Origin of the sequence: Hyphobacterium sp. (assembly GCF_965217055.1) — a bacterium.
GTDB lineage: Bacteria > Pseudomonadota > Alphaproteobacteria > Caulobacterales > Maricaulaceae > Hyphobacterium.
In genome coordinates this window covers 1,403,521-1,421,322 of record NZ_OZ244227.1, presented here as the reverse complement: position 1 = coordinate 1,421,322, position 17,802 = coordinate 1,403,521, and the positions used below count along the sequence as shown (strand labels likewise).

Below are 17,802 nucleotides of genomic sequence, written 5' to 3'. Positions count from 1 at the left end.
CATCATGTCCAAGCCCGATATCACCCTCTATTACGCGCCGCTCACGCGCGCTATTCGACCCCGCTGGGTGATGGAGGAAATGGGCATTCCCTACACGCTCGAACGGCCTGAATTCGTTCATGGACGGGTTGGTGGCGACGCTTTCAAATCGGTCAACCCGCTGCAGAAAATCCCGGCGATGCGCGATGGCGACACGCTGATGCTCGAATCGCTGGCAATGATGCAGTATCTGGCCGGCCGATACGGTCCGACCGAGCTCGTCGTAATGCCGGACGAGCCCGATTACGCCCGCTATCTGGAATGGTTGCACTTCGGCGAAGCGACCATGGTGATGGCCAACAGCCTGATGCTGGCCCACACCATTTTGCTGCCCGAGGACAAGCGTAATCCGGATCTCGCACGTTGGGCGAAGGCGGAATTCGACAAACAGGCTGCCCTGATATGCGAACGCGGCCTGGGCGGACGGGAATGGCTTGCCGGCGATCGCTTGACTCTCGCCGACATGTCAGTGGTCTACATGCTGCTCCTGGTGAAACTCGTGAAGCAGTTCGACAGCGTACCCGACGAACTCAAAGCGTATTTCAGGCGGGTGACGGCGCTGGACAGCTGGAAACGCGCCAGCGCCGACTAGCCTGCTCGCTATTCGGTGTTTTCCGTTGCGGTGACGAGATTGGGAGCATCGGCCCGCGGAACATACATCAAATTCCACGGCACTTGCGTTAGCGAATAACCGTTTTCATCGGCTTGCCGGATCTGGATCTCGCCCCAGGAATGGATGCGGCCTTCCTCCAGCGGATCCCAATACCACACTTGGCGGAAGAAACGCCCGTCGGAAGCTTCGCGCTCATCCGTGGCAATCACCATCGTGCCATCTGCATCCAGTCCACCGCGAAGCGTAATCGCTCCGCCGCCGCCCTGGTTGACCCAGACCTGTTGCCAGCCGCCGTCCGGCGGATTGATAGGCGCTGTAATCGATTCGCCGAAATAGCGAACCGGCGCGCCAGGTGTCCGGTACCGGTCTGTAAGTTGGGTCCAGTCCTGGTGAATGGCGCAGCCATCAGCGATCTTCTCGACCCGGTCGACACCCTGCACGACACCGGAATCGTAATCGATTGCCACCCAGTCTCCGACCCAGAAATCGAAATCGGTATAGGGTGCGCTGTCGCAGACATTGACGTAATCGCCATCCGGAGTCTGTGCCATGGCCGCCGACAGGGCCATGATCGGGAGGAAGATATTCATGGTTTTCTCCTTGTTTTCATTTGGAGAAAGCGCGTTAACGCGGTCGCGGCCTAGGCGCCAGATGGCGGCTCTGGCGAAGGGATGAATGCCGGCGTTGGAGGGATGAATTCTCTGTCCGGAAGGGTGAAGCGCTCAGCCCGTTACCGGCGGATCGGAGAGATGTGCGCCGAGATGATCGGCATGGCGCTCGCTGACCGGGAAGCTATGCCCGCCCGGCAGAGCCACCTCGCGCACCTTGCCGGCCTTCAGTCGCACCGAGACGATTTCCGATGGCCTCACCAGGTGCGAGCGGTGGATGCGGCAAAAACCGTGCGGGGAAAGCAGCGTCTCCATCTCGGCCAATGTCGCCCGGTGCAGCACTTCCCGCGTCTCGCTGATCAGCGCCGCATAATTGCCCTGGCCGGTGACCGCCAAAAGGCTCGAAACCGGCACGAAATCGACCCGGTCCGGCGATTTCACCGCAATCCGGTCTGGTCCCGGCCAGCGTCTCTGGCCGTATAGCCGGCCGGCAAGCAGTGCGATGACGAAGAAGGCCGCGTCCCACAACCATTGCGTCACCTGTTGGGCCGCCACGGCCGCGCCGGCACTCATCCCGGCGAGCGGCGCATAAAGGAAAATCAGATAGGCCATGATCGCCCCGAACACGGCGAACGCCAGCGCTGCGACGCGCAGGAGTGTCGCCGCCCACCCCTGGCCTGCCATGCGTTCGGACACGGTGAAGACAAGCGGAAACAGGATGAGTCACTGCGCGAATCCGACGACATATCCGGCGATCAGCGCTGCCGGATCGACCGGCAGGCCGAGCCGCGCGCGATCGATCCACACCGGTCCGACCGCGATCAGCAGCGCGCCCAACCAGGCCGCCAGCCCGATCGCGGCGCGCAGCAGATAGGGATGATGCGCGGTTAGCGGCCGCATACCGGTCGCCAGTCGCCCAGCACGGCGACGGCCGCCTGCGGATTATCCGAGGCCAGCAATTCGACATGCATGGCATCGATGAAGGCATAATCGATCGTGCCGTCGCGCTCGCCCGGGAAATCATGCATGGCAGTTTCGATTCCTTGCCCGGTCAGTAGCGCCTCGGTCCGGGCATTGGGAACGCCATGCCCGACCCAGCTCACCAGGGTGGAAAAATCCAGCTCGCTATTGAGTACGTCGTCGCGGTCGGTAAGCGGCAGTGACAGGCCGAGATTCGGTGCGATCGCCTGGATCGCGGCCGCGGGACTCGTGTTGTAGAGGATGAGAATGGTCTCATCGGCGTGTCCGTTTTCGCGCAATTGCCGCGCGATCCCGTGAGCCTCCACCCCCTTCAGGTCCAGTTCCAGATAAATGCCTTCAGCCTGAGCGACGGCGAGTGCTTCGTTCAGCGTCGGCACGGTTTCGCTCGTCGGGCGGCCGTGCGGGTTGACGAGCTGGACGCGGCGCAGCTCGGCGAGCGTGTGATGACCGACCCGCCCGCGACCGGTCGTTGTGCGATCAAGCGTCTCGTCGTGCATGAGCACGATTTCACCGTCGGCCGTTTCCCGCAGATCGACTTCTGCAAAGGCGGCGCCGAGCGCAGCCGCCGCACGGATCCCGGCCAGCGAATTCTCCGGAATTCCCGGTGCGAATCCACCTGCTCGATGGGCCGCAACCAGTGTGATGTCGGCATCGCGCGCGCAGTCGAGCAACGCGCTGACTGGCGGCAGCGAAGGACCGGATGTGACACCGGTGAGAAGGGCGACCCAGAATCCCATCTATCTGAGACGGGATTGAAGAAAGGCGCGGGTGCGGGCGTTGGCCAGATCGGCGGCGTCGGCGTCGAAATGCTCGCCGCCGCGCCGTGCGAAAGCATGGTCCTGTTCGGGATAATCGTGCAGCGTGACGTGCGGATTGTCGTCCAGCCCGGCATGCATGGCTTTTTGCGCGTCCGCGTCTACGAACTGGTCCTGACCCGCCACATGCAACAGGAGATGGCCGCTGATGTTTTTCGATTCTTCCAAGAAATTCGGTATGTTGACGCCATAATAGCCGGCGGCGGCCTCGACATCCGTTCGGCAGGCAGTGAGGTAGGCGAGGAGCCCGCCCAGGCAGTAACCGATGGCACCGACCTTGCCACTGCTGGCGGAATCACGGCGCGCCAAATCTACCGTGACGGCGATGTCTTTCAAACCCAACTCGACATCGAATTTACCAAACAGATCAAATGCCTTGTCCCATTCCGCCTGGCTCTGGTCGGTGATGTCGACATTCGGTTCGATCCGCCAGAACAGGTCCGGACAGATGGCGACATATCCCTTGCCTGCAAGATCGTCGCAGATTTCGCGCATCACGGCATTCACACCGAAGATTTCCTGCAGGACGATGATGGCGGGCCCTTCGCCTGCGTCCGGTGTAGCGCGGTAGGCGCCGAAATCACCGTCGGGCGAATGGATCATGATCTGCTCGGAGGCCATCTGGTTCTCCCTATCATTGCTTTTTGATCGGAACGCTGGGCAGGATATAAGTCTGAACAGTGACAACAAGTGGGGCCACGATGAAGGTCAAGATCGATATCGACTGCACTCCTGAGGAGGCACGAAGCTTCTTCGGTTTGCCGGATGTGGCTCCGGTCAACGAGTTGATGGTCAAGGAAATGACCAAGCGCATGAATGAGAACATGGCTTCGCTGGAGCCGGAAGCGCTGATGCGTAACTGGATGAGTTTGGGCGGTCAGATGCAGGATCAATTCCTGTCGCTGATGCGTCAGGCCGGGCAGACCGGCAAGGAATAACGCGCATGCCCGCAGATACCATATTTGCCCTGGCGACGCCGCCGGGCCGCTCCGGCGTGGCCGTGATGCGCCTGTCAGGGCGTGAGGCGGGATCGATCCTGGATGCCGCGATTGCAGGCAAGCGCCCGCGACCGCGACATGCCGTGCTGCGCCGTCTGCTCGATGCGGCGGGCACATTGATCGATCAGGGTCTTGTCCTGTGGTTTCCGGGGCCCCACAGCTTTACCGGCGAAGACAGTGCCGAATTCCAGATTCACGGCGGACCTGCGGTCATCGAGGCCTTGGCCGACCGCCTTGCCGGTCTCGGGGCGCGGCTGGCCGAGCCGGGCGAATTCACCCGGCGCGCCTTCGAGCATGGTAAGCTCGACCTGACCGAGGCCGAAGGACTCGCAGACCTGATCGACGCCGAGACCGGCGCGCAGCGCGAACAGGCGCTGGCCCAGATGTCCGGTGCGCTGCGTCAGCTATACGAGGATTGGCGCGAGCGGCTGATCGACGCGTTGGCGGCGATCGAGGGCGAAATCGATTTTCCGGACGAAGAGGGCGTGCCGGAAAAGCTGGCCGAGACCGCCGGACCAATCCTTTCGGCCTTGGCCAACGATTTGTCGGAACATCTTGACGATGGCCGGCGCGGCGAGCGCATTCGCGAGGGGTTCGGGATTGCCATCATCGGCCCGCCCAATGCCGGCAAGTCCAGCCTGTTGAATGCGCTGGCTCGCCGCGATGCGGCGATCGTCACCGACATTCCAGGCACCACGCGGGACATTGTGGAAGTGCGTATGGATCTCGGCGGCTATGCTGTGACTCTTGCTGACACAGCCGGCTTGCGGGAGACCGAAGATGTCGTCGAAAAGGAAGGTGTACGGCGCGCCCTGACTCGTGCTGACTCTGCTGATCTGGTGGTGGGGCTTCTGGATGGTAGCGCGACGTGGAATCAGGAAATGACTCCAGTCTTGGAGAGATCCGACATACTTGTCTTTGGCAAGGCCGATCTGCCGCAGGTTCTGACTCTTCCTGACTCTCTGGAGCCGGATTTCGCGCTTTCCGCCCGCACCAGCAAGGGCGTGGGCGATCTCGAGTGGCATCTTGCCGGGATTGTTTCCGAGCGCCTGTCAAAACGGGAAATGCCGGCGCTCTCGCGGCTGCGCCATCGGCGCAATGTTGAAGCCGCGCGCGGCGCGCTTGCTCGGGCACAACAACGCCTGACCGACCCGGAACTTGCAGGCGAGGATGTCCGCCTGGCCGTGCGTGCGCTGGAAGGCCTGACGGGCCGGATCGATGTCGAACATGTCCTCGACGCGGTCTTTTCGCGCTTCTGCATCGGAAAATAGACCACCTGTTTCACGTGAAACACGTGCCCAGCCCCTCGACTCGGCGTCACAGAACGCATACATAGCGCGGCCCGAACAGGAGCTTGGGAACCGATGTCCGCGAAATGGGATGTCATCGTGATCGGCGGCGGCCATGCCGGCTGTGAAGCTGCGGCGGCGAGCGCGCGCCTCGGCGCGCGGACGCTGTTGCTAACGCATAACCCGGCCACGATCGGGGAAATGTCCTGCAATCCGGCAATTGGCGGTTTGGGGAAAGGCCATCTCGTGCGGGAAATTGACGCGTTGGATGGCCTGATGGGGCGCGTCGCGGACGCCTCCGGCATCCAGTTCCGCCTGCTCAATCGCTCCAAGGGTCCGGCGGTGCGCGGCCCGCGCACTCAGTCCGATCGAAAGCTTTATCGCGAGGCGATGCAGGCCGAGCTCGCCGCACTCGACAATCTCACCATCGAGGCGGCGGCGGTCGAGGATCTGATTGTCGATGATTCGGGCCGGGTCACAGGGGTCGTGGCCGCCGACGGTCGTACCTGGTCTTGTGCCGCCATCGTCCTGACCACCGGCACCTTCCTGAAGGGCGTCATCCATCGCGGCCTCGAACGTATCCCGGCGGGCCGCTTCGGCGAGCAGCCGGCGATCGGCCTGGCCGACCGTCTTTACGGTCTTGGCTTGCGCATGGGCCGACTCAAGACGGGAACCCCGGCGCGCCTCCTCAAGGACAGTATTGACTGGTCCGGCCTCGACATGCAGCCGGCCGACGATCAGCCTGTCCCGTTTTCATTCCTCACCGACGAGATCCGGGTGCCACAGATAGCGTGCGGCATTACACACACAAGGCGCGAAACCCACGATATCATCGCGGCCAATCTCGACCAGTCGGCGGTCTACAGTGGCGGTATTTCCGGTCGGGGTCCGCGCTATTGTCCGTCGATCGAGGACAAGATCCACCGCTTCGCCAACAAGGACAGCCACCAGATTTTCCTCGAGCCGGAAGGTCTCGACAGTGATTGGGTTTATCCGAACGGGATTTCGACCTCGCTGCCGGACGCCGTCCAGGATCAATTTCTGCGCACCATTCCCGGCCTGGAAAGCGTCAAGGTGACCCGTTACGGCTATGCCATCGAATATGACTATGTCGACCCGCGAGAGCTTGATGCCACGCTCGAAGTCCGCGCTGCGCCGGGTCTTTATCTCGCCGGTCAGATCAATGGCACGACCGGTTATGAGGAAGCCGCTGCCCAGGGCCTGATGGCCGGTCTCAATGCGGCACGCCGCGCGGCCGGCTCCGACCCGGTGACGCTGGGACGCTCGGAGGCCTATATCGGAGTGCTCATCGACGATCTGGTGACTCGAGGTGTCAGTGAGCCTTATCGGATGTTTACCAGCCGCGCCGAATACCGCTTGTCACTACGTTCAGATAACGCTGACCAGCGCTTGACTCCTCTTGCCATAGCGTGGGGTGGCATATCGACAGAGCGTGAAACTGCTTACCGACTCAAGCTGACTCATCTCGAAGAGGCGCGCCGGGCCTTGGCGGGACTCTCCCTGACTCCCCAAGAGGCGGCCAAGCACGGATTGTCGATCAATCAGGACGGTCGGCGCCGCACGGCATTACAGCTGCTTAGCTATCCCGAAATCGGTTGGACCGATATTGCAAAGCTGTCCGAAACCTTTGCGAATATCTCGCCAGCTATCGCCGAGCAAATCTCGATCGAGGCGGTATACGCCCAGTATCTGGAACGCCAGCAGGCCGATATCCTGGCCTTTCGCAAGGACGAGGCAATTCGCCTGCCTGCAGACTTCGACTATCGCCGGGTCGGCGGTCTGTCGGCCGAAGCGCAGGAGAAACTGGGCGCCGTGCGTCCGGCGACACTCGGCCAGGCCAGCCGCATTGAGGGTGTCACGCCTGGCGCGATCACCGCAATTCTGGCGCATCTCAAATCGGCCCGGAAGGCAGGATAATTGACCTTGGGCCCCGAGGATTTCCAGAGTGCCACCGGTGTTTCACGTGAAACATTGGCTGCGTTCGAGCGCTGGCACGACTTGCTGGCCGAAGCCAATCGAACCACCAATCTGGTGGGCCGTTCAACCATGGACGATTTTTGGAACCGGCACGCGCTCGATGGATTCCAGCTGATAGAACACGCGCCCCCAGGTCCGATGAACTGGCTCGATATCGGCGCCGGCGCGGGGATTCCCGGTATCGCGCTCGCGCTCGCAATTGCCGATCGTAAACTGGACGGATCCCAACTCACCATGGTGGAATCCGTTGGCAAGAAGGCGCGGTTCATTGAAGCGAGCCTTGCCGCAACAGGCGCAAAGGCCCGCGTTGAGAATTGCCGTGTCGAGGCCATCGACCGGTCGGAAAGATTCGACATCGTCACAGCCCGCGCGGTCGCCGCTCTCGACAAGCTTCTCGGCTATGCCTATCCGCTGTTGAAAACCGGCGGAATAGCGCTTTTTCCGAAAGGCCAGCGCTACCGTCAGGAATTGACGGATGCGCATAAATACTGGACCTTCGACGCTGACATTCTGCCGAGTCAGACGAGCACGGACGGAGTCATACTTCGTCTTTCAGCAATTCGGCCGAGGAAGGAAAACTGCCATGCCTGATGTTCAGCATTCCTTGGCACTCAAGGTGATAGCCGTCGCCAATCAGAAAGGCGGAGTCGGCAAGACCACAACCACGATCAATCTCGGAACCGCGCTTGCCGCCATCGGCAAACAGGTCGTCATCCTCGATCTCGACCCGCAGGGCAATGCGTCGACGGGATTGGGCGTGCCGCCGGTCGACCGCAGGATTACGACCTATGACGTTCTCGTAGGTGAGCAACCGCTCGAGCGCGCGCTGGTCGACACGCTCGTCCCGAATCTTGCACTTGCTCCCTCGGATCCCGATCTCTCCGGCGCCGAGCTTGAACTCGCGGCCGCACCGCGCCGTTCTTACCGATTGCGACATGCGATCGACCGCCTCCGCAAGCGTTTGGCTGACGCAGGCCAGCATTGCGACTACATCCTGGTCGATTGCCCACCCTCGCTGAACCTGTTGACCGTCAATGCCTTGACATCTGCTGACTCTGTGCTGGTTCCACTTCAGTGCGAGTTCTTTGCGCTTGAAGGATTGAGCCAGTTGATGCGCACGATCGACCTTGTCCGCACCAATCTCAATCCGAAGCTCGCCTTGCAGGGGGTTGTGCTGACCATGTTTGACGGTCGCAACAATCTCTCCGGTCAGGTCGAGGCCGATGTTCGCGAACATTTCGGCGACCAAGTCTACCGGACATTGATCCCGCGCAATGTCCGGGTGTCAGAAGCTCCCTCCTTCGGCAAACCCGTCCTGCTCTACGATCTGAATTGTTCAGGTAGCCAGGCCTATCTCGCTCTGGCCAAGGAAATCGTTCAGCAAGAAAAGCGTCAGGCTATTGATATTGAAAGGATTCCTGCATGACCGCCGAACGAACACGGGGTCTCGGCAAAGGCTTGTCTGCCCTGCTCAATGACGGCGATGTCCACGAGAGCTCACGCGATCTATCCGGCGGTGCCCAACTCGTTGCAATCAGCGATATCTCACCGAACCCGGACCAGCCGCGCCGCGCATTTTCCAGTGATGAAATCGATTCGCTTGCAAATTCGATCGCCGAAAAGGGATTGCTTCAGCCAGTGCTCGTCCGCCCAGCTCCCAATGGGGCGGGCTATCAAATCGTCGCGGGTGAACGCCGTTGGCGCGCTGCGCAACGTGCGAAACTTCATGAAATCCCTGTACTTGTCCGCGAACTCACCGACCGTGAAACGCTCGAAATCGCAATCGTCGAGAATGTTCAGCGCGCCGATCTCAACCCCGTAGAAGAGGCGCGCGCCTACCGCCAATTGGTCGAACGCTTCGACCATACCCAGGACGAGATTGCCCGCGCAGTCGGCAAGAGCCGAAGCCATGTAGCCAACATGATGCGCCTGCTCGCCCTGCCCGAATCCGTCCTCGAGCATCTCGAACACGGCCGGTTGACTGCAGGCCATGCCCGCGCTGTGGCGACCGCACCGGATCCGCAAGCGCTTTCTGAACAGATCATTCGCGGCGGGTTGAACGTCCGCCAAGCCGAACAACTTGCCCGCAGCATTGAAACCAGGCCAGCAGAAACCCCGCCATCAGTCGCGAAGGAAAAGGACGCGGATACCCGCGCGCTTGAGGATGATCTGGCTCACCGGCTGGGCCTCAAGGTCGAGATCGACCATGGCAAGGGCAAGTCTCGCGAAGCCGGCACGGTGACGATCCGGTACACCAAGCTCGATCAGCTCGACGATATCTGCCGCCGGCTAAATTCCGGCTGATCAGCCCCAGGTCCTTAGATCGTCATCGGGATCGTCATCATTGCCATCATCGTCTTCGTCCCTTCGACGGCGCCGGCTGGCCACGATCCCGACACCCGAAAGCCCGAGGCCCAGTGAGCCGGTATCGGTTCTCACCCTGCGATCCAGGCCAGAAGCCCCGCCTCCAACCATCCAGCGATACAGCAGTAGGCAAAGAATCGCGGTAGTTCCGATCAGCAATAGTGCGGCGATCCAGCCGCCCTGTCCCTGCGGATTCATGAAAATTCCGAACACATAGGTCAGGAAGAGAAAGGCGCCCGCGGAAATGATCAGCGCGAAGATACGGCGTAATGTTCTCATAGTGACCTCCAGACCGGCAATAGTCTTGACACTGCATGAGGCCAAATCAAGGCCGGGTCAGGCCGCGCTGTCCTTGCGCCGATAGGTCAGGGCCATGAAAACATCCTCGAGATCCGGTTCTTCGGTGCGCAGATCCGCGATCCGCGCGCCCGAAGCGTTATATTTTTCAATTATCTCCGCGACCGATTGCTCGCCGAACTTGTAGGAAATCGCGAGCTCCCCGCTGTCGCGGAGCTCGGCATCATAGCCGGTCAGGCTTCCCGGAACGCTGGTCATCGGCGCCACCGGATCGATCACCAGCGTTTTGGTGTCCATGCGCTTGAGCAATTCGTCCTTTGGCTCGCAGGCAATCACCTCGCCATGATCAACAATGGCAATCTCGTCGCAGAGCTCCTGCGCTTCTTCCAGGTAATGTGTGGTCAGGACGATCGTCGTGCCGGCGGCGTGCAATTCGCGCACATAGGCCCAGAGTTGCCGTCGCAGCTCGATATCAACGCCGGCCGTGGGCTCGTCGAGCACCAGGATCGGCGGATTGTGGACCAGCGCCTTGGCCACCAGCAGGCGCCGTTTCATGCCGCCTGACAATTGCCGCACATAGGCATCGCGCTTGTCCGACAAGCCCACTGCGGCGAGGATCTCCTCGCTCCGGCGTTCGGCTTTCGGCACACCGTAAAAGCCCGCCATCAGCTCCAGTGTCTCATACGGCGTGAAGAACACGTCCATGTTGATTTCCTGGGGCACGATGCCGATCGCGGCGCGCGCATTGCGCGGTTCGCGGTCAATGTCGCGCCCCCAGATCACCGCCTGACCCGACGTCTTGTTCACCAGCCCGGCAAAAATGTTGATGAAGGTCGACTTGCCCGCCCCGTTCGGGCCCAGAAGGCCGAATATCGAGCCCCGCTTAATCCGCAGGGTCACGCCTTTCAGCGCTTCCTTGCCGCCGGCATAGGTCTTCTTCAGATCGACGGCTTCAAGCGCGAAGTCGGGGAGGTCGGTCATGCAACATGTCCTGATTGACGCTTCGGGGTCAGGACCATAACTATGCGGCGCATACCCGCCTGTCTATCGGAGCCCTGACATGATCGCACCGCTACCGCCCGAAGTCATTGTGACGGATCAGCACCGTGTGTCCTGCGATGGCGGCGGCGGCGCACTTGGTCACCCCAGGGTCTTCTACGAGATCGACCGCGATCTCGGCTATGTCGAATGCGGTTATTGCGACCGCCGCTTCGTCCAGCGCGGTGGCCCGGCACACAACGGCGAATAACCTGACCATATGGCCCGGAGCCCCGCCCAGAATATCGGCCTGCTCACGGGTCTCGGTCTCGCCCTCGGACTGCAATTCCTGCCCTTGCCTGAAGGTCTGCCGCGCGAAGCCTGGCTGCTGGCTTCGCTGGCTCTACTGATGGCAACCTGGTGGGCGACGGAAGCCATACCGATCGCCGCCACCGCGCTGGTCCCGCTCGCGCTTTTTCCGCTGCTCGGCATCAATTCTGTCGGCGCAACGGCCAGCCCCTATGCCAGCCCCATCGTCATGCTCCTGCTCGGCGGTTTCATCATAGCGCTGGCGGTCGAGCGCTGGAATCTCCACACCCGCATTGCGCTCAACGTGGTCAGGATATTCGGCGGCCGGCCGTCCTTCCTCGTCTTCGGTTTCATGACCGCAGCGGCGCTCCTGTCGATGTGGATTTCCAACACGGCGACGACGATCATGATGATCCCCATTGCGCTGCGCGTCGCCCAGGAAGTGATGAAAGAAGGCCATGCCAGCCCGCACTTCCCGGTCGCGTTGGCGCTGGGCGTTGCCTATGCCGCCTCCGTTGGCGGTGTCGGAGTGTTCGTCGGCACGCCGACCAATCTGATTGCCATCGGCTTCCTCGAGGCCGAGTTTGGCCGCACCATCGATCCCCTTGTCTGGTCGATGATGGGCTTGCCGGCGGTTATGCTTTTTATCCCGATCATGTGGGTCATTCTCACCCGCTTCGCCTTCAACCTGACCAGCAAGGTCGATTCGGCCGCCGCGCGCCGCATCGTCGCCGAGGATTTGAAGGCGCTGGGCGGTATCACCGCCCCGGAAGCGCGTGTCGCCATCCTGTTTGGTATCGTCGCTGCGCTGTGGATGGGCCAGGCCTATCTCTGGAACCCGCTGCTGACCTGGGTCACCGAGACGCTCGACCTCTCTATCGCGCTTCGCGTGTCAAACACCCAGATCGCCTTGCTGGGCGCCCTTTTCGCCTTCCTGATTCCGGCCGGCGCACAAGGCGCCGACAAGGGCCGCATGCTGATGGATTGGGAAGACACGACACGCCTGCCATGGAATGTCATCATCCTGTTCGGCGGCGGGCTTTCGCTGGCCGCTGCGCTGACCGCGACCGGCCTCGCCGACTGGCTCGGCGGGCAAATGAGCTTCCTCGCTGCTTTCCCGGCGCCGCTCCTCGTCTTCTGTCTCGTCCTCTTGGTGATCTTCCTCACCGAGCTGACCTCGAATGTCGCCACAACCTCAGCCTTCCTGCCGGTCCTCGCCGCCATGGCCGCCGGCGCCGGATTTCCGGCCGAGCGCCTCATCGTGCCGGTGGCGATCGCCGCCAGCTTCGCCTTCATGCTGCCCGTCGCGACCGCCCCGAATGCCATCGTCTATGCCTCCGGCGCGACCACGCAGGGCCAGATGATGAAGGCCGGATTCCGGCTCAACCTGGCAGGTGCCGTGGTGATTGCAGCGCTCGGCGCGCTGCTCGGGCCGGTGGTGTTTCCGGGGTAAACCCCGAACGGATGGTTGGGGCTTTCCCCGCCGGAAAATCCCGGCAAGGCATGAAAGGCCAATTGTGTTCGCAGACACACTCCCTGTTCTCGCCAAGCTGGGCGTTTATGCCCTCGGCCTCTGGCTCATCGCTGTCGCCGCACTGATGGCGTCCGCGCCGTCCCGGGCATTGCAGGGCTTGGCCGGCATGGGCTCCACGCCCCTGATCCATTTCGGCGAGCATGCCTTGCGAAGCCTCGCCGGATTGGCGCTGATCGGGGCGTCAGAGACGGCGCGCTTTCCCACGATTTTTTATGTTTCGGGACTGTTCCTTGTCTTTAGCTCTGCTCTGATCGTCATCGCCCCGCGGCGCTGGCATCACGCCTATGCTCAATTCTGGGCCCAGCGCTTGCCGGTCTGGTCCATCCGATGGCTTGCCCCGCTCTCCGCAGCGGCGGGCCTCGCCCTGCTCTGGGCGGCGGGATGAACCTGGTGGGCGCCGTGGAACTTGCGGCGCTGGGAGTCTTGCTGGGGCCGGTCGTGTTGCCGGTTTTGCCCGCCTTGCCTTACAAGCCATGCCGGCCAGTCTTTCGTGCTGGTTATTCAGCTCAAGGGTAAAACCGCGAAGCGGCGCTTTCGCGCCTTTGACCTGAAAAACCGGCACTGAAAACAATCCCCGCAAGGCATGAAAGGCCATTTGTGTCCGCCGCATTCTCTCTCTCCCTCAAGGGAGAGGGAAAAGCATCCGGCGTCCCTTCGGGAGGCGGATGTGAACGATGAGGCGGAGACTTTCCGCACCCGCCAATTGCCTCACTCCGCAACCCCGCCTAGCTTGACGCTCCAGCGAGGAAGGACGGCAAAAATGGCGGTAGAACGCATGGTCGACGAGACCTCTCACGTCTATCTAATCGACGGCTCCGGCTATATTTTCCGCGCCTATCACGCCCTGCCGCCGCTGACCCGATCCGACGGCACGCCGGTCGGCGCGGTGCAGGGCTTCTGCAACATGCTCTGGAAGCTCTTGGAAGACCTCAAGGGCGAGGACGAACCGAGCCATCTCGCCGTGATCTTCGATTATTCCGGCAAGTCCTTCCGCAATGACATCTATCCCGAATACAAGGCCAACCGGCCCCCGCCGCCGGAAGACCTCGTCCCGCAATTCTCCATCATCCGTGACGCTACCCGCGCCTTTGGCACGCCCTGCATCGAGATGGAGGGCTTCGAGGCCGACGATCTGATCGCCACCTATGCGCGTCAGGCCGAGGCGAAAGGCGCTAAGGTCACTATCGTCTCGTCGGACAAGGATCTGATGCAGCTGGTCGACGACAAGGTCACCATGTTCGACACGATGAAGAACAAGCGAATCGACCCCGCAGGCGTGGTCGAGAAATTCGGGGTCGGCCCCGACAAGGTGATTGAGGTCCAGTCCCTGATGGGCGATTCGACCGACAATGTCCCCGGCATTCCCGGCATCGGGCCGAAAACCGCGAGCCAGTTGATCGAGGAATATGGTGATCTCGAAACGCTTCTGTCGCGCGCCGAGGAGATCAAGCAGAACAAGCGCCGCGAAAATCTCATCGAATTCGCAGAGAAAGCCCGTATTTCCAAGGAATTGGTAACGCTCAAGACGGATGTTCCTGTCGAGAACATGCTCGACGAATTCGGCACGGCTGAGCCGGATGCCGAGACGCTGGTCGGATTCCTAAAGACCATGGAATTCCGGACCATTACCCGTCGTGTCGAGGAAGCGCTGGGCGCCCCGGTCGCTGATGCGACTGGCGATGCCACCGCGCCGATCGATCGATCGCAATACGAATGCGTGACGAAGATCGCCGATCTCGAAAAATGGATCTCCGCCAGCTATCAGGCGGGCGTCATTGCTGTCGACACCGAGACCGACCGGCTTTCAGCAGTCGCCTCGAAACTGGTCGGTGTCTCGCTGGCTACGCGCCCCGGCAGGGCCTGCTATATCCCGCTCGATCACGGTACCACCGGCGATCTGCTCGGCGGCGGCGACCGTCCCGAACAGGTAGCGATGGACGAAGCTATCGCCGCGCTCAAACCTCTGCTCGAGGACAAGTCCGTTCTCAAGGTCGGCCAGAACATCAAATACGATCTCGCTGTCTTCTCGCGCTATGGCATTGATGTCGCGCCCTACGACGACACCATGCTCTTATCCTATGTCATCGACAGCGGCCTGCACGGCCATGGCATGGACGAACTCTCGGAACTGCATCTCGGCCATACCCCCTTGAAGTTCAAGGAAGTGTGCGGCACTGGCAAAAGCCAGATCAGCTTTGCCGAGGTCGATCTCGCCAAGGCGACCGAATACGCCGCCGAGGATGCCGACGTCACGCTGCGCCTGTGGGAGATTCTGAAACCAAGCGTGCCCGGCAAGGGCAAGGCGACGCTTTACGAGACGATCGAGCGCCCGATGCCGAAAGTGCTCGCCGACATGGAGCGGGCCGGCATCAAGGTCGACAAGGCGCAGCTGGCGCGCCTGTCCTCCGATTTCGCCCAGAAAATGGCCGAGCACGAAGACCGCGCGCACGAACTGGCGAGCTCGAAATTCAATCTCGGCAGCCCGAAACAGCTCGGCGAGATCCTGTTCGAAGAAATGGGTTTGCCCGGCGGTAAAAAGACCAAGACGGGCGCCTGGTCTACCGATGTGTCCGTGCTCGAAGGCCTCGCTAATGACGGCCACGAACTGCCACAGGCCATCCTGTCATGGCGAAGCGCGGCCAAGTTGAAATCGACATACTCCGATGCGCTTGGTGAAGCGATCAATCCGGAGACCGGCCGGGTGCATACGTCGTTCTCGCTGGCCTCGACCTCAACTGGACGGCTCGCCTCGTCGGAGCCCAATCTGATGAACATCCCGATCCGCACCGAGGAAGGCCGCAAGATCCGCGAAGCCTTCATCGCCGAACCGGGCAATGTGCTTGTCGCCGCGGACTATTCGCAGATCGAGCTGCGCCTGCTCGCCCACATTGCCGATGTTTCAGCTCTGAAGGACGCCTTCAAGCGAGGCGACGATATTCACGCCCTGACCGCATCGGAAATGTTTGGCGTGCCGGTCGAGGGCATGGATCCAATGGTCCGGCGCCAGGCCAAGGCCATCAATTTCGGGATCATTTACGGGATATCCGCTTTCGGCCTCGCCAATAATCTCGGCATTGAGCGCGACGAGGCAAAAACCTTCATCGAAAAGTATTTCGAGAAATTCCCGGGCGTGAAGACCTATATGGACGCCAAGCGCGAGGAGGTGAAGGCGAAGGGTTATGTCGAAACGATTTTCGGCCGCCGCGCCCATCTGCCCTCGATCCGGGACAAGAATCCGAACATGCGCCAGTTCGCCGAGCGCCAGGCGATCAATGCGCCGATCCAGGGCTCGGCCGCGGACATCATCCGACGCGCTATGATCCGCCTGCCCGGGGCGATCGACAAGGCCGGGCTCGAGGCGCGCATGCTTTTGCAGGTCCATGACGAGCTGGTCTTCGAAGTGCCGGAAAACCAGGCCGACGACCTTATCGGACTGGCAAAGGAGGTCATGTCCGGGGCCGCCGGGCCGGCGATCAATATTTCGGTACCGCTGGAGGTCGACGCCAAGGCCGGCGCCCATTGGGGCGAGGCGCATTAGGATTGATCATTGCTGTCCTCCAACACGCCGGGAGGACCTCACCCGCCTTGCTTGATGATTGCCATCGTGCAGCGCGACAGGCAGACCAGCTTGCCTTTTTCATTGGTGATGCGGATCGTCCACACCTGCGTCGTCCGGCCCATGGATTCAATCCGGGCTTCGCCGTAGACGAAACCCTCTTTCACCGGGCGCAGATGATTGGCATTGATCTCCATGCCGACCGCGGCATGGGTTTCCGGGTCGACCGTGCAATAGGCGCCGATTGAAGCCAGCGTCTCGGCGAGCGCCACCGACGCGCCGCCGTGCAGCAGGCCGAAAGGCTGATGGGTGCGGTGATCGACCGGCATCCGGCCGCGCACCCAGTCATCGCCGGCTTCGGTGATCTCGATCCCGATCGTGTCCGCCATCGTCTTGCGGTCGCTGAACTGCACTTTATCGAGCGGGAATGTCCCGCCATGCCAGATCCCCGCCATCGGTCTGCCTCCTGGATAGGTCAGGAAGCAATATAGGTGAGCCAAGTCGCTGGCGCAGGCCTGCAATGCACAATGATTTCAATTCAGAGGTAATGGTCGGCTGCGGTTACCAGCGCGAAACCACCGAGAAGGCGGCAAAGCCTTCAGTTTCTTCCCACTCATCGACACCATAGCGATAGGCCCAGTCGCGGTGGACATAAGCGACTGCGAGGTCAGTGCTGTCATTGAGCCGATAGGCCACGCCCGCCTGGATATCCCCGATCACCGAATAGGGCGTGATATCGATCGCCCGCAGTGGCCGCCGGAACTCCTGGGTGTCGTAGAAAAGCGCCTGGCGCTCTGCGGCCGCAAACAGATACCAGCGCGATTTCGGGCCGCGCCCGTCGCCGATCCGCAACCGTGCCCCGACACGCGCTTCCGTACCTTCCGGTGTCAGGGCCACACCTGCATAGGGCGTCACTACCGTATCACCTGCCGGATTGGCGACCGGTGCTGCGACACGTACGCTGGTCGTCGGGCGGACGACATCCGCACCGGTATAGGAATTGCGCTGGAAGGCCTCTTCTACCGAGGTTTCGCCCTCGATCACCAGCTCTCCCGGGCCTGGCGGATCGGCCAGCACAAATCGTGTGCGGGACGCGGCGAAATCGTCGCGATAAGCTTCGCGGACGCTCATCACGGCCGTAGCCGTCCGTGCCGTCGCGGAGGAAACTTCCCTCACCGGGTCTGTCCGGAAAGAGGCCAGCACGGCAGCTTGAGGATCCCAATCCGGCGCTTCCGATCCGGCAGGCCCGACCATGCCCATTGTCAGTCCGCCAAGCGCGACTCCGCCGGCACAGATGATTTCGACCGTCCGTCTCATCAACTCTCCCCTTAATAACAAGTTAACAGGAAAGCCGGGTAAGGTCACCTCCAATTGAGTGAAATAATTGTTCGCGCGGCAGGCGAACTCGTTATCATCGTTGCAC

20 protein-coding genes are annotated in these 17,802 nt (G+C 61.6%); 11 read left to right on the top strand and 9 right to left on the bottom strand.

Features of this window, described 5'->3' with window-relative positions; genetic code table 11:
* The first annotated feature begins 4 nt into the window (after positions 1-4).
* Entirely contained in the window at positions 5-631 is a 627-nt protein-coding gene (locus tag ACOOFN_RS07125) for a glutathione S-transferase family protein (protein ID WP_420430203.1), read from the top strand.
* Between the two features lie 8 nt (positions 632-639).
* Here the strand turns inward: ACOOFN_RS07125 and ACOOFN_RS07120 are convergent, their stop codons facing one another.
* From ACOOFN_RS07120 to ACOOFN_RS07100, 5 genes are all read right to left on the bottom strand, one after another.
* A complete protein-coding gene (locus ACOOFN_RS07120) occupies positions 640-1,242 on the bottom strand; it encodes a hypothetical protein (RefSeq protein ID WP_420430201.1) in 603 nt (200 codons plus the stop codon).
* Between the two features lie 132 nt (positions 1,243-1,374).
* Positions 1,375-1,944: a LytR/AlgR family response regulator transcription factor gene (locus ACOOFN_RS07115; RefSeq protein WP_420430199.1), complete on the bottom strand. Its 570-nt coding sequence runs from the start codon at positions 1,942-1,944 to the stop codon at positions 1,375-1,377.
* Between the two features lie 39 nt (positions 1,945-1,983).
* On the bottom strand, positions 1,984-2,160 hold the full coding sequence (locus ACOOFN_RS07110) for a hypothetical protein (RefSeq protein ID WP_420430197.1): 177 nt from the start codon (positions 2,158-2,160) through the stop codon (positions 1,984-1,986).
* The gene (locus ACOOFN_RS07105; RefSeq protein WP_420430195.1) at positions 2,148-2,978 is read right to left on the bottom strand and encodes a glycerophosphodiester phosphodiesterase family protein; all 831 of its coding nucleotides are present in this window, start codon (positions 2,976-2,978) and stop codon (positions 2,148-2,150) included. Before ACOOFN_RS07105 ends, ACOOFN_RS07110 begins: the two co-directional genes overlap by 13 nt.
* Entirely contained in the window at positions 2,979-3,677 is a 699-nt protein-coding gene (locus ACOOFN_RS07100; RefSeq protein ID WP_420430193.1) for a dienelactone hydrolase family protein, read from the bottom strand.
* A gap of 80 nt (positions 3,678-3,757) precedes the next feature.
* Here ACOOFN_RS07100 and ACOOFN_RS07095 point away from each other — a divergent pair, with 80 nt between their 5' ends.
* The 6 genes from ACOOFN_RS07095 (at position 3,758) to ACOOFN_RS07070 (ending at position 9,645) form a co-directional block, all read left to right on the top strand.
* Positions 3,758-3,994, top strand: coding sequence for a DUF6489 family protein (locus tag ACOOFN_RS07095; protein WP_420430191.1), 237 nt, complete (start codon positions 3,758-3,760; stop codon positions 3,992-3,994).
* Positions 3,995-3,999: 5 nt separating this feature from the next.
* The gene (mnmE, locus tag ACOOFN_RS07090) at positions 4,000-5,325 is read left to right on the top strand and encodes a tRNA uridine-5-carboxymethylaminomethyl(34) synthesis GTPase MnmE (RefSeq protein ID WP_420430189.1); all 1,326 of its coding nucleotides are present in this window, start codon (positions 4,000-4,002) and stop codon (positions 5,323-5,325) included.
* A gap of 93 nt (positions 5,326-5,418) precedes the next feature.
* Positions 5,419-7,281 carry a tRNA uridine-5-carboxymethylaminomethyl(34) synthesis enzyme MnmG gene (gene mnmG, locus ACOOFN_RS07085; protein WP_420430187.1) on the top strand — a complete coding sequence of 621 codons (1,863 nt, stop codon included), beginning with the start codon at positions 5,419-5,421 and terminating at the stop codon, positions 7,279-7,281.
* Complete coding sequence (gene rsmG / locus ACOOFN_RS07080; RefSeq protein WP_420430185.1) at positions 7,282-7,932, top strand: 16S rRNA (guanine(527)-N(7))-methyltransferase RsmG; 651 nt, start codon at positions 7,282-7,284, stop codon at positions 7,930-7,932. It abuts the gene before it with no gap.
* Positions 7,925-8,767, top strand: coding sequence for a ParA family protein (locus tag ACOOFN_RS07075; protein ID WP_420430183.1), 843 nt, complete (start codon positions 7,925-7,927; stop codon positions 8,765-8,767). The genes rsmG and ACOOFN_RS07075 overlap by 8 nt, the downstream gene beginning before the upstream one ends.
* A complete protein-coding gene (locus tag ACOOFN_RS07070) occupies positions 8,764-9,645 on the top strand; it encodes a ParB/RepB/Spo0J family partition protein (protein WP_420430181.1) in 882 nt (293 codons plus the stop codon). Before ACOOFN_RS07075 ends, ACOOFN_RS07070 begins: the two co-directional genes overlap by 4 nt.
* Here the strand turns inward: ACOOFN_RS07070 and ACOOFN_RS07065 are convergent, their stop codons facing one another.
* Positions 9,646-9,984, bottom strand: coding sequence for a hypothetical protein (locus ACOOFN_RS07065; RefSeq protein ID WP_420430179.1), 339 nt, complete (start codon positions 9,982-9,984; stop codon positions 9,646-9,648). It lies immediately after the preceding gene.
* A 57-nt stretch (positions 9,985-10,041) separates the two neighbouring features.
* Positions 10,042-10,983, bottom strand: a complete 942-nt coding sequence (locus ACOOFN_RS07060) for an ABC transporter ATP-binding protein (RefSeq protein WP_420430177.1) — start codon at positions 10,981-10,983, stop codon at positions 10,042-10,044.
* A gap of 79 nt (positions 10,984-11,062) precedes the next feature.
* Between ACOOFN_RS07060 and ACOOFN_RS07055 the strand changes: the two genes are divergently transcribed.
* From ACOOFN_RS07055 to polA, 4 genes are all read left to right on the top strand, one after another.
* Entirely contained in the window at positions 11,063-11,251 is a 189-nt protein-coding gene (locus ACOOFN_RS07055) for a zinc-finger domain-containing protein (protein ID WP_420430175.1), read from the top strand.
* 9 nt (positions 11,252-11,260) lie between these two features.
* Positions 11,261-12,742, top strand: a complete 1,482-nt coding sequence (locus ACOOFN_RS07050; RefSeq protein ID WP_420430173.1) for an SLC13 family permease — start codon at positions 11,261-11,263, stop codon at positions 12,740-12,742.
* Between the two features lie 64 nt (positions 12,743-12,806).
* Positions 12,807-13,208 carry a hypothetical protein gene (locus tag ACOOFN_RS07045; RefSeq protein WP_420430171.1) on the top strand — a complete coding sequence of 134 codons (402 nt, stop codon included), beginning with the start codon at positions 12,807-12,809 and terminating at the stop codon, positions 13,206-13,208.
* 375 nt (positions 13,209-13,583) lie between these two features.
* Positions 13,584-16,361, top strand: coding sequence for a DNA polymerase I (polA, locus tag ACOOFN_RS07040; RefSeq protein WP_420430169.1), 2,778 nt, complete (start codon positions 13,584-13,586; stop codon positions 16,359-16,361).
* Positions 16,362-16,399: 38 nt separating this feature from the next.
* On the opposite strand, the gene ACOOFN_RS07035 is transcribed toward polA, so the two are convergent.
* Together ACOOFN_RS07035 and ACOOFN_RS07030 are read right to left on the bottom strand one after the other, a co-directional pair.
* Positions 16,400-16,834, bottom strand: coding sequence for a hotdog fold thioesterase (locus tag ACOOFN_RS07035; protein ID WP_420430167.1), 435 nt, complete (start codon positions 16,832-16,834; stop codon positions 16,400-16,402).
* Between the two features lie 106 nt (positions 16,835-16,940).
* Positions 16,941-17,696, bottom strand: a complete 756-nt coding sequence (locus ACOOFN_RS07030) for a hypothetical protein (protein WP_420430165.1) — start codon at positions 17,694-17,696, stop codon at positions 16,941-16,943.
* Positions 17,697-17,802: the final 106 nt, after the last annotated feature.

Coding starts and splice junctions, on each gene's coding strand:
- ACOOFN_RS07125 (WP_420430203.1), top strand. CDS start 5: ATGTCCAAGCCCGATATCACCCTCTATTACGCGCCGCTCACGCGCGCT.
- ACOOFN_RS07120 (WP_420430201.1), bottom strand. CDS start 1,242: ATGAATATCTTCCTCCCGATCATGGCCCTGTCGGCGGCCATGGCACAG.
- ACOOFN_RS07115 (WP_420430199.1), bottom strand. CDS start 1,944: ATGGCAGGCCAGGGGTGGGCGGCGACACTCCTGCGCGTCGCAGCGCTG.
- ACOOFN_RS07110 (WP_420430197.1), bottom strand. CDS start 2,160: ATGCGGCCGCTAACCGCGCATCATCCCTATCTGCTGCGCGCCGCGATC.
- ACOOFN_RS07105 (WP_420430195.1), bottom strand. CDS start 2,978: ATGGGATTCTGGGTCGCCCTTCTCACCGGTGTCACATCCGGTCCTTCG.
- ACOOFN_RS07100 (WP_420430193.1), bottom strand. CDS start 3,677: ATGGCCTCCGAGCAGATCATGATCCATTCGCCCGACGGTGATTTCGGC.
- ACOOFN_RS07095 (WP_420430191.1), top strand. CDS start 3,758: ATGAAGGTCAAGATCGATATCGACTGCACTCCTGAGGAGGCACGAAGC.
- mnmE (WP_420430189.1), top strand. CDS start 4,000: ATGCCCGCAGATACCATATTTGCCCTGGCGACGCCGCCGGGCCGCTCC.
- mnmG (WP_420430187.1), top strand. CDS start 5,419: ATGTCCGCGAAATGGGATGTCATCGTGATCGGCGGCGGCCATGCCGGC.
- ACOOFN_RS07075 (WP_420430183.1), top strand. CDS start 7,925: ATGCCTGATGTTCAGCATTCCTTGGCACTCAAGGTGATAGCCGTCGCC.
- ACOOFN_RS07070 (WP_420430181.1), top strand. CDS start 8,764: ATGACCGCCGAACGAACACGGGGTCTCGGCAAAGGCTTGTCTGCCCTG.
- ACOOFN_RS07065 (WP_420430179.1), bottom strand. CDS start 9,984: ATGAGAACATTACGCCGTATCTTCGCGCTGATCATTTCCGCGGGCGCC.
- ACOOFN_RS07060 (WP_420430177.1), bottom strand. CDS start 10,983: ATGACCGACCTCCCCGACTTCGCGCTTGAAGCCGTCGATCTGAAGAAG.
- ACOOFN_RS07055 (WP_420430175.1), top strand. CDS start 11,063: ATGATCGCACCGCTACCGCCCGAAGTCATTGTGACGGATCAGCACCGT.
- ACOOFN_RS07050 (WP_420430173.1), top strand. CDS start 11,261: ATGGCCCGGAGCCCCGCCCAGAATATCGGCCTGCTCACGGGTCTCGGT.
- polA (WP_420430169.1), top strand. CDS start 13,584: ATGGCGGTAGAACGCATGGTCGACGAGACCTCTCACGTCTATCTAATC.
- ACOOFN_RS07035 (WP_420430167.1), bottom strand. CDS start 16,834: ATGGCGGGGATCTGGCATGGCGGGACATTCCCGCTCGATAAAGTGCAG.
- ACOOFN_RS07030 (WP_420430165.1), bottom strand. CDS start 17,696: ATGAGACGGACGGTCGAAATCATCTGTGCCGGCGGAGTCGCGCTTGGC.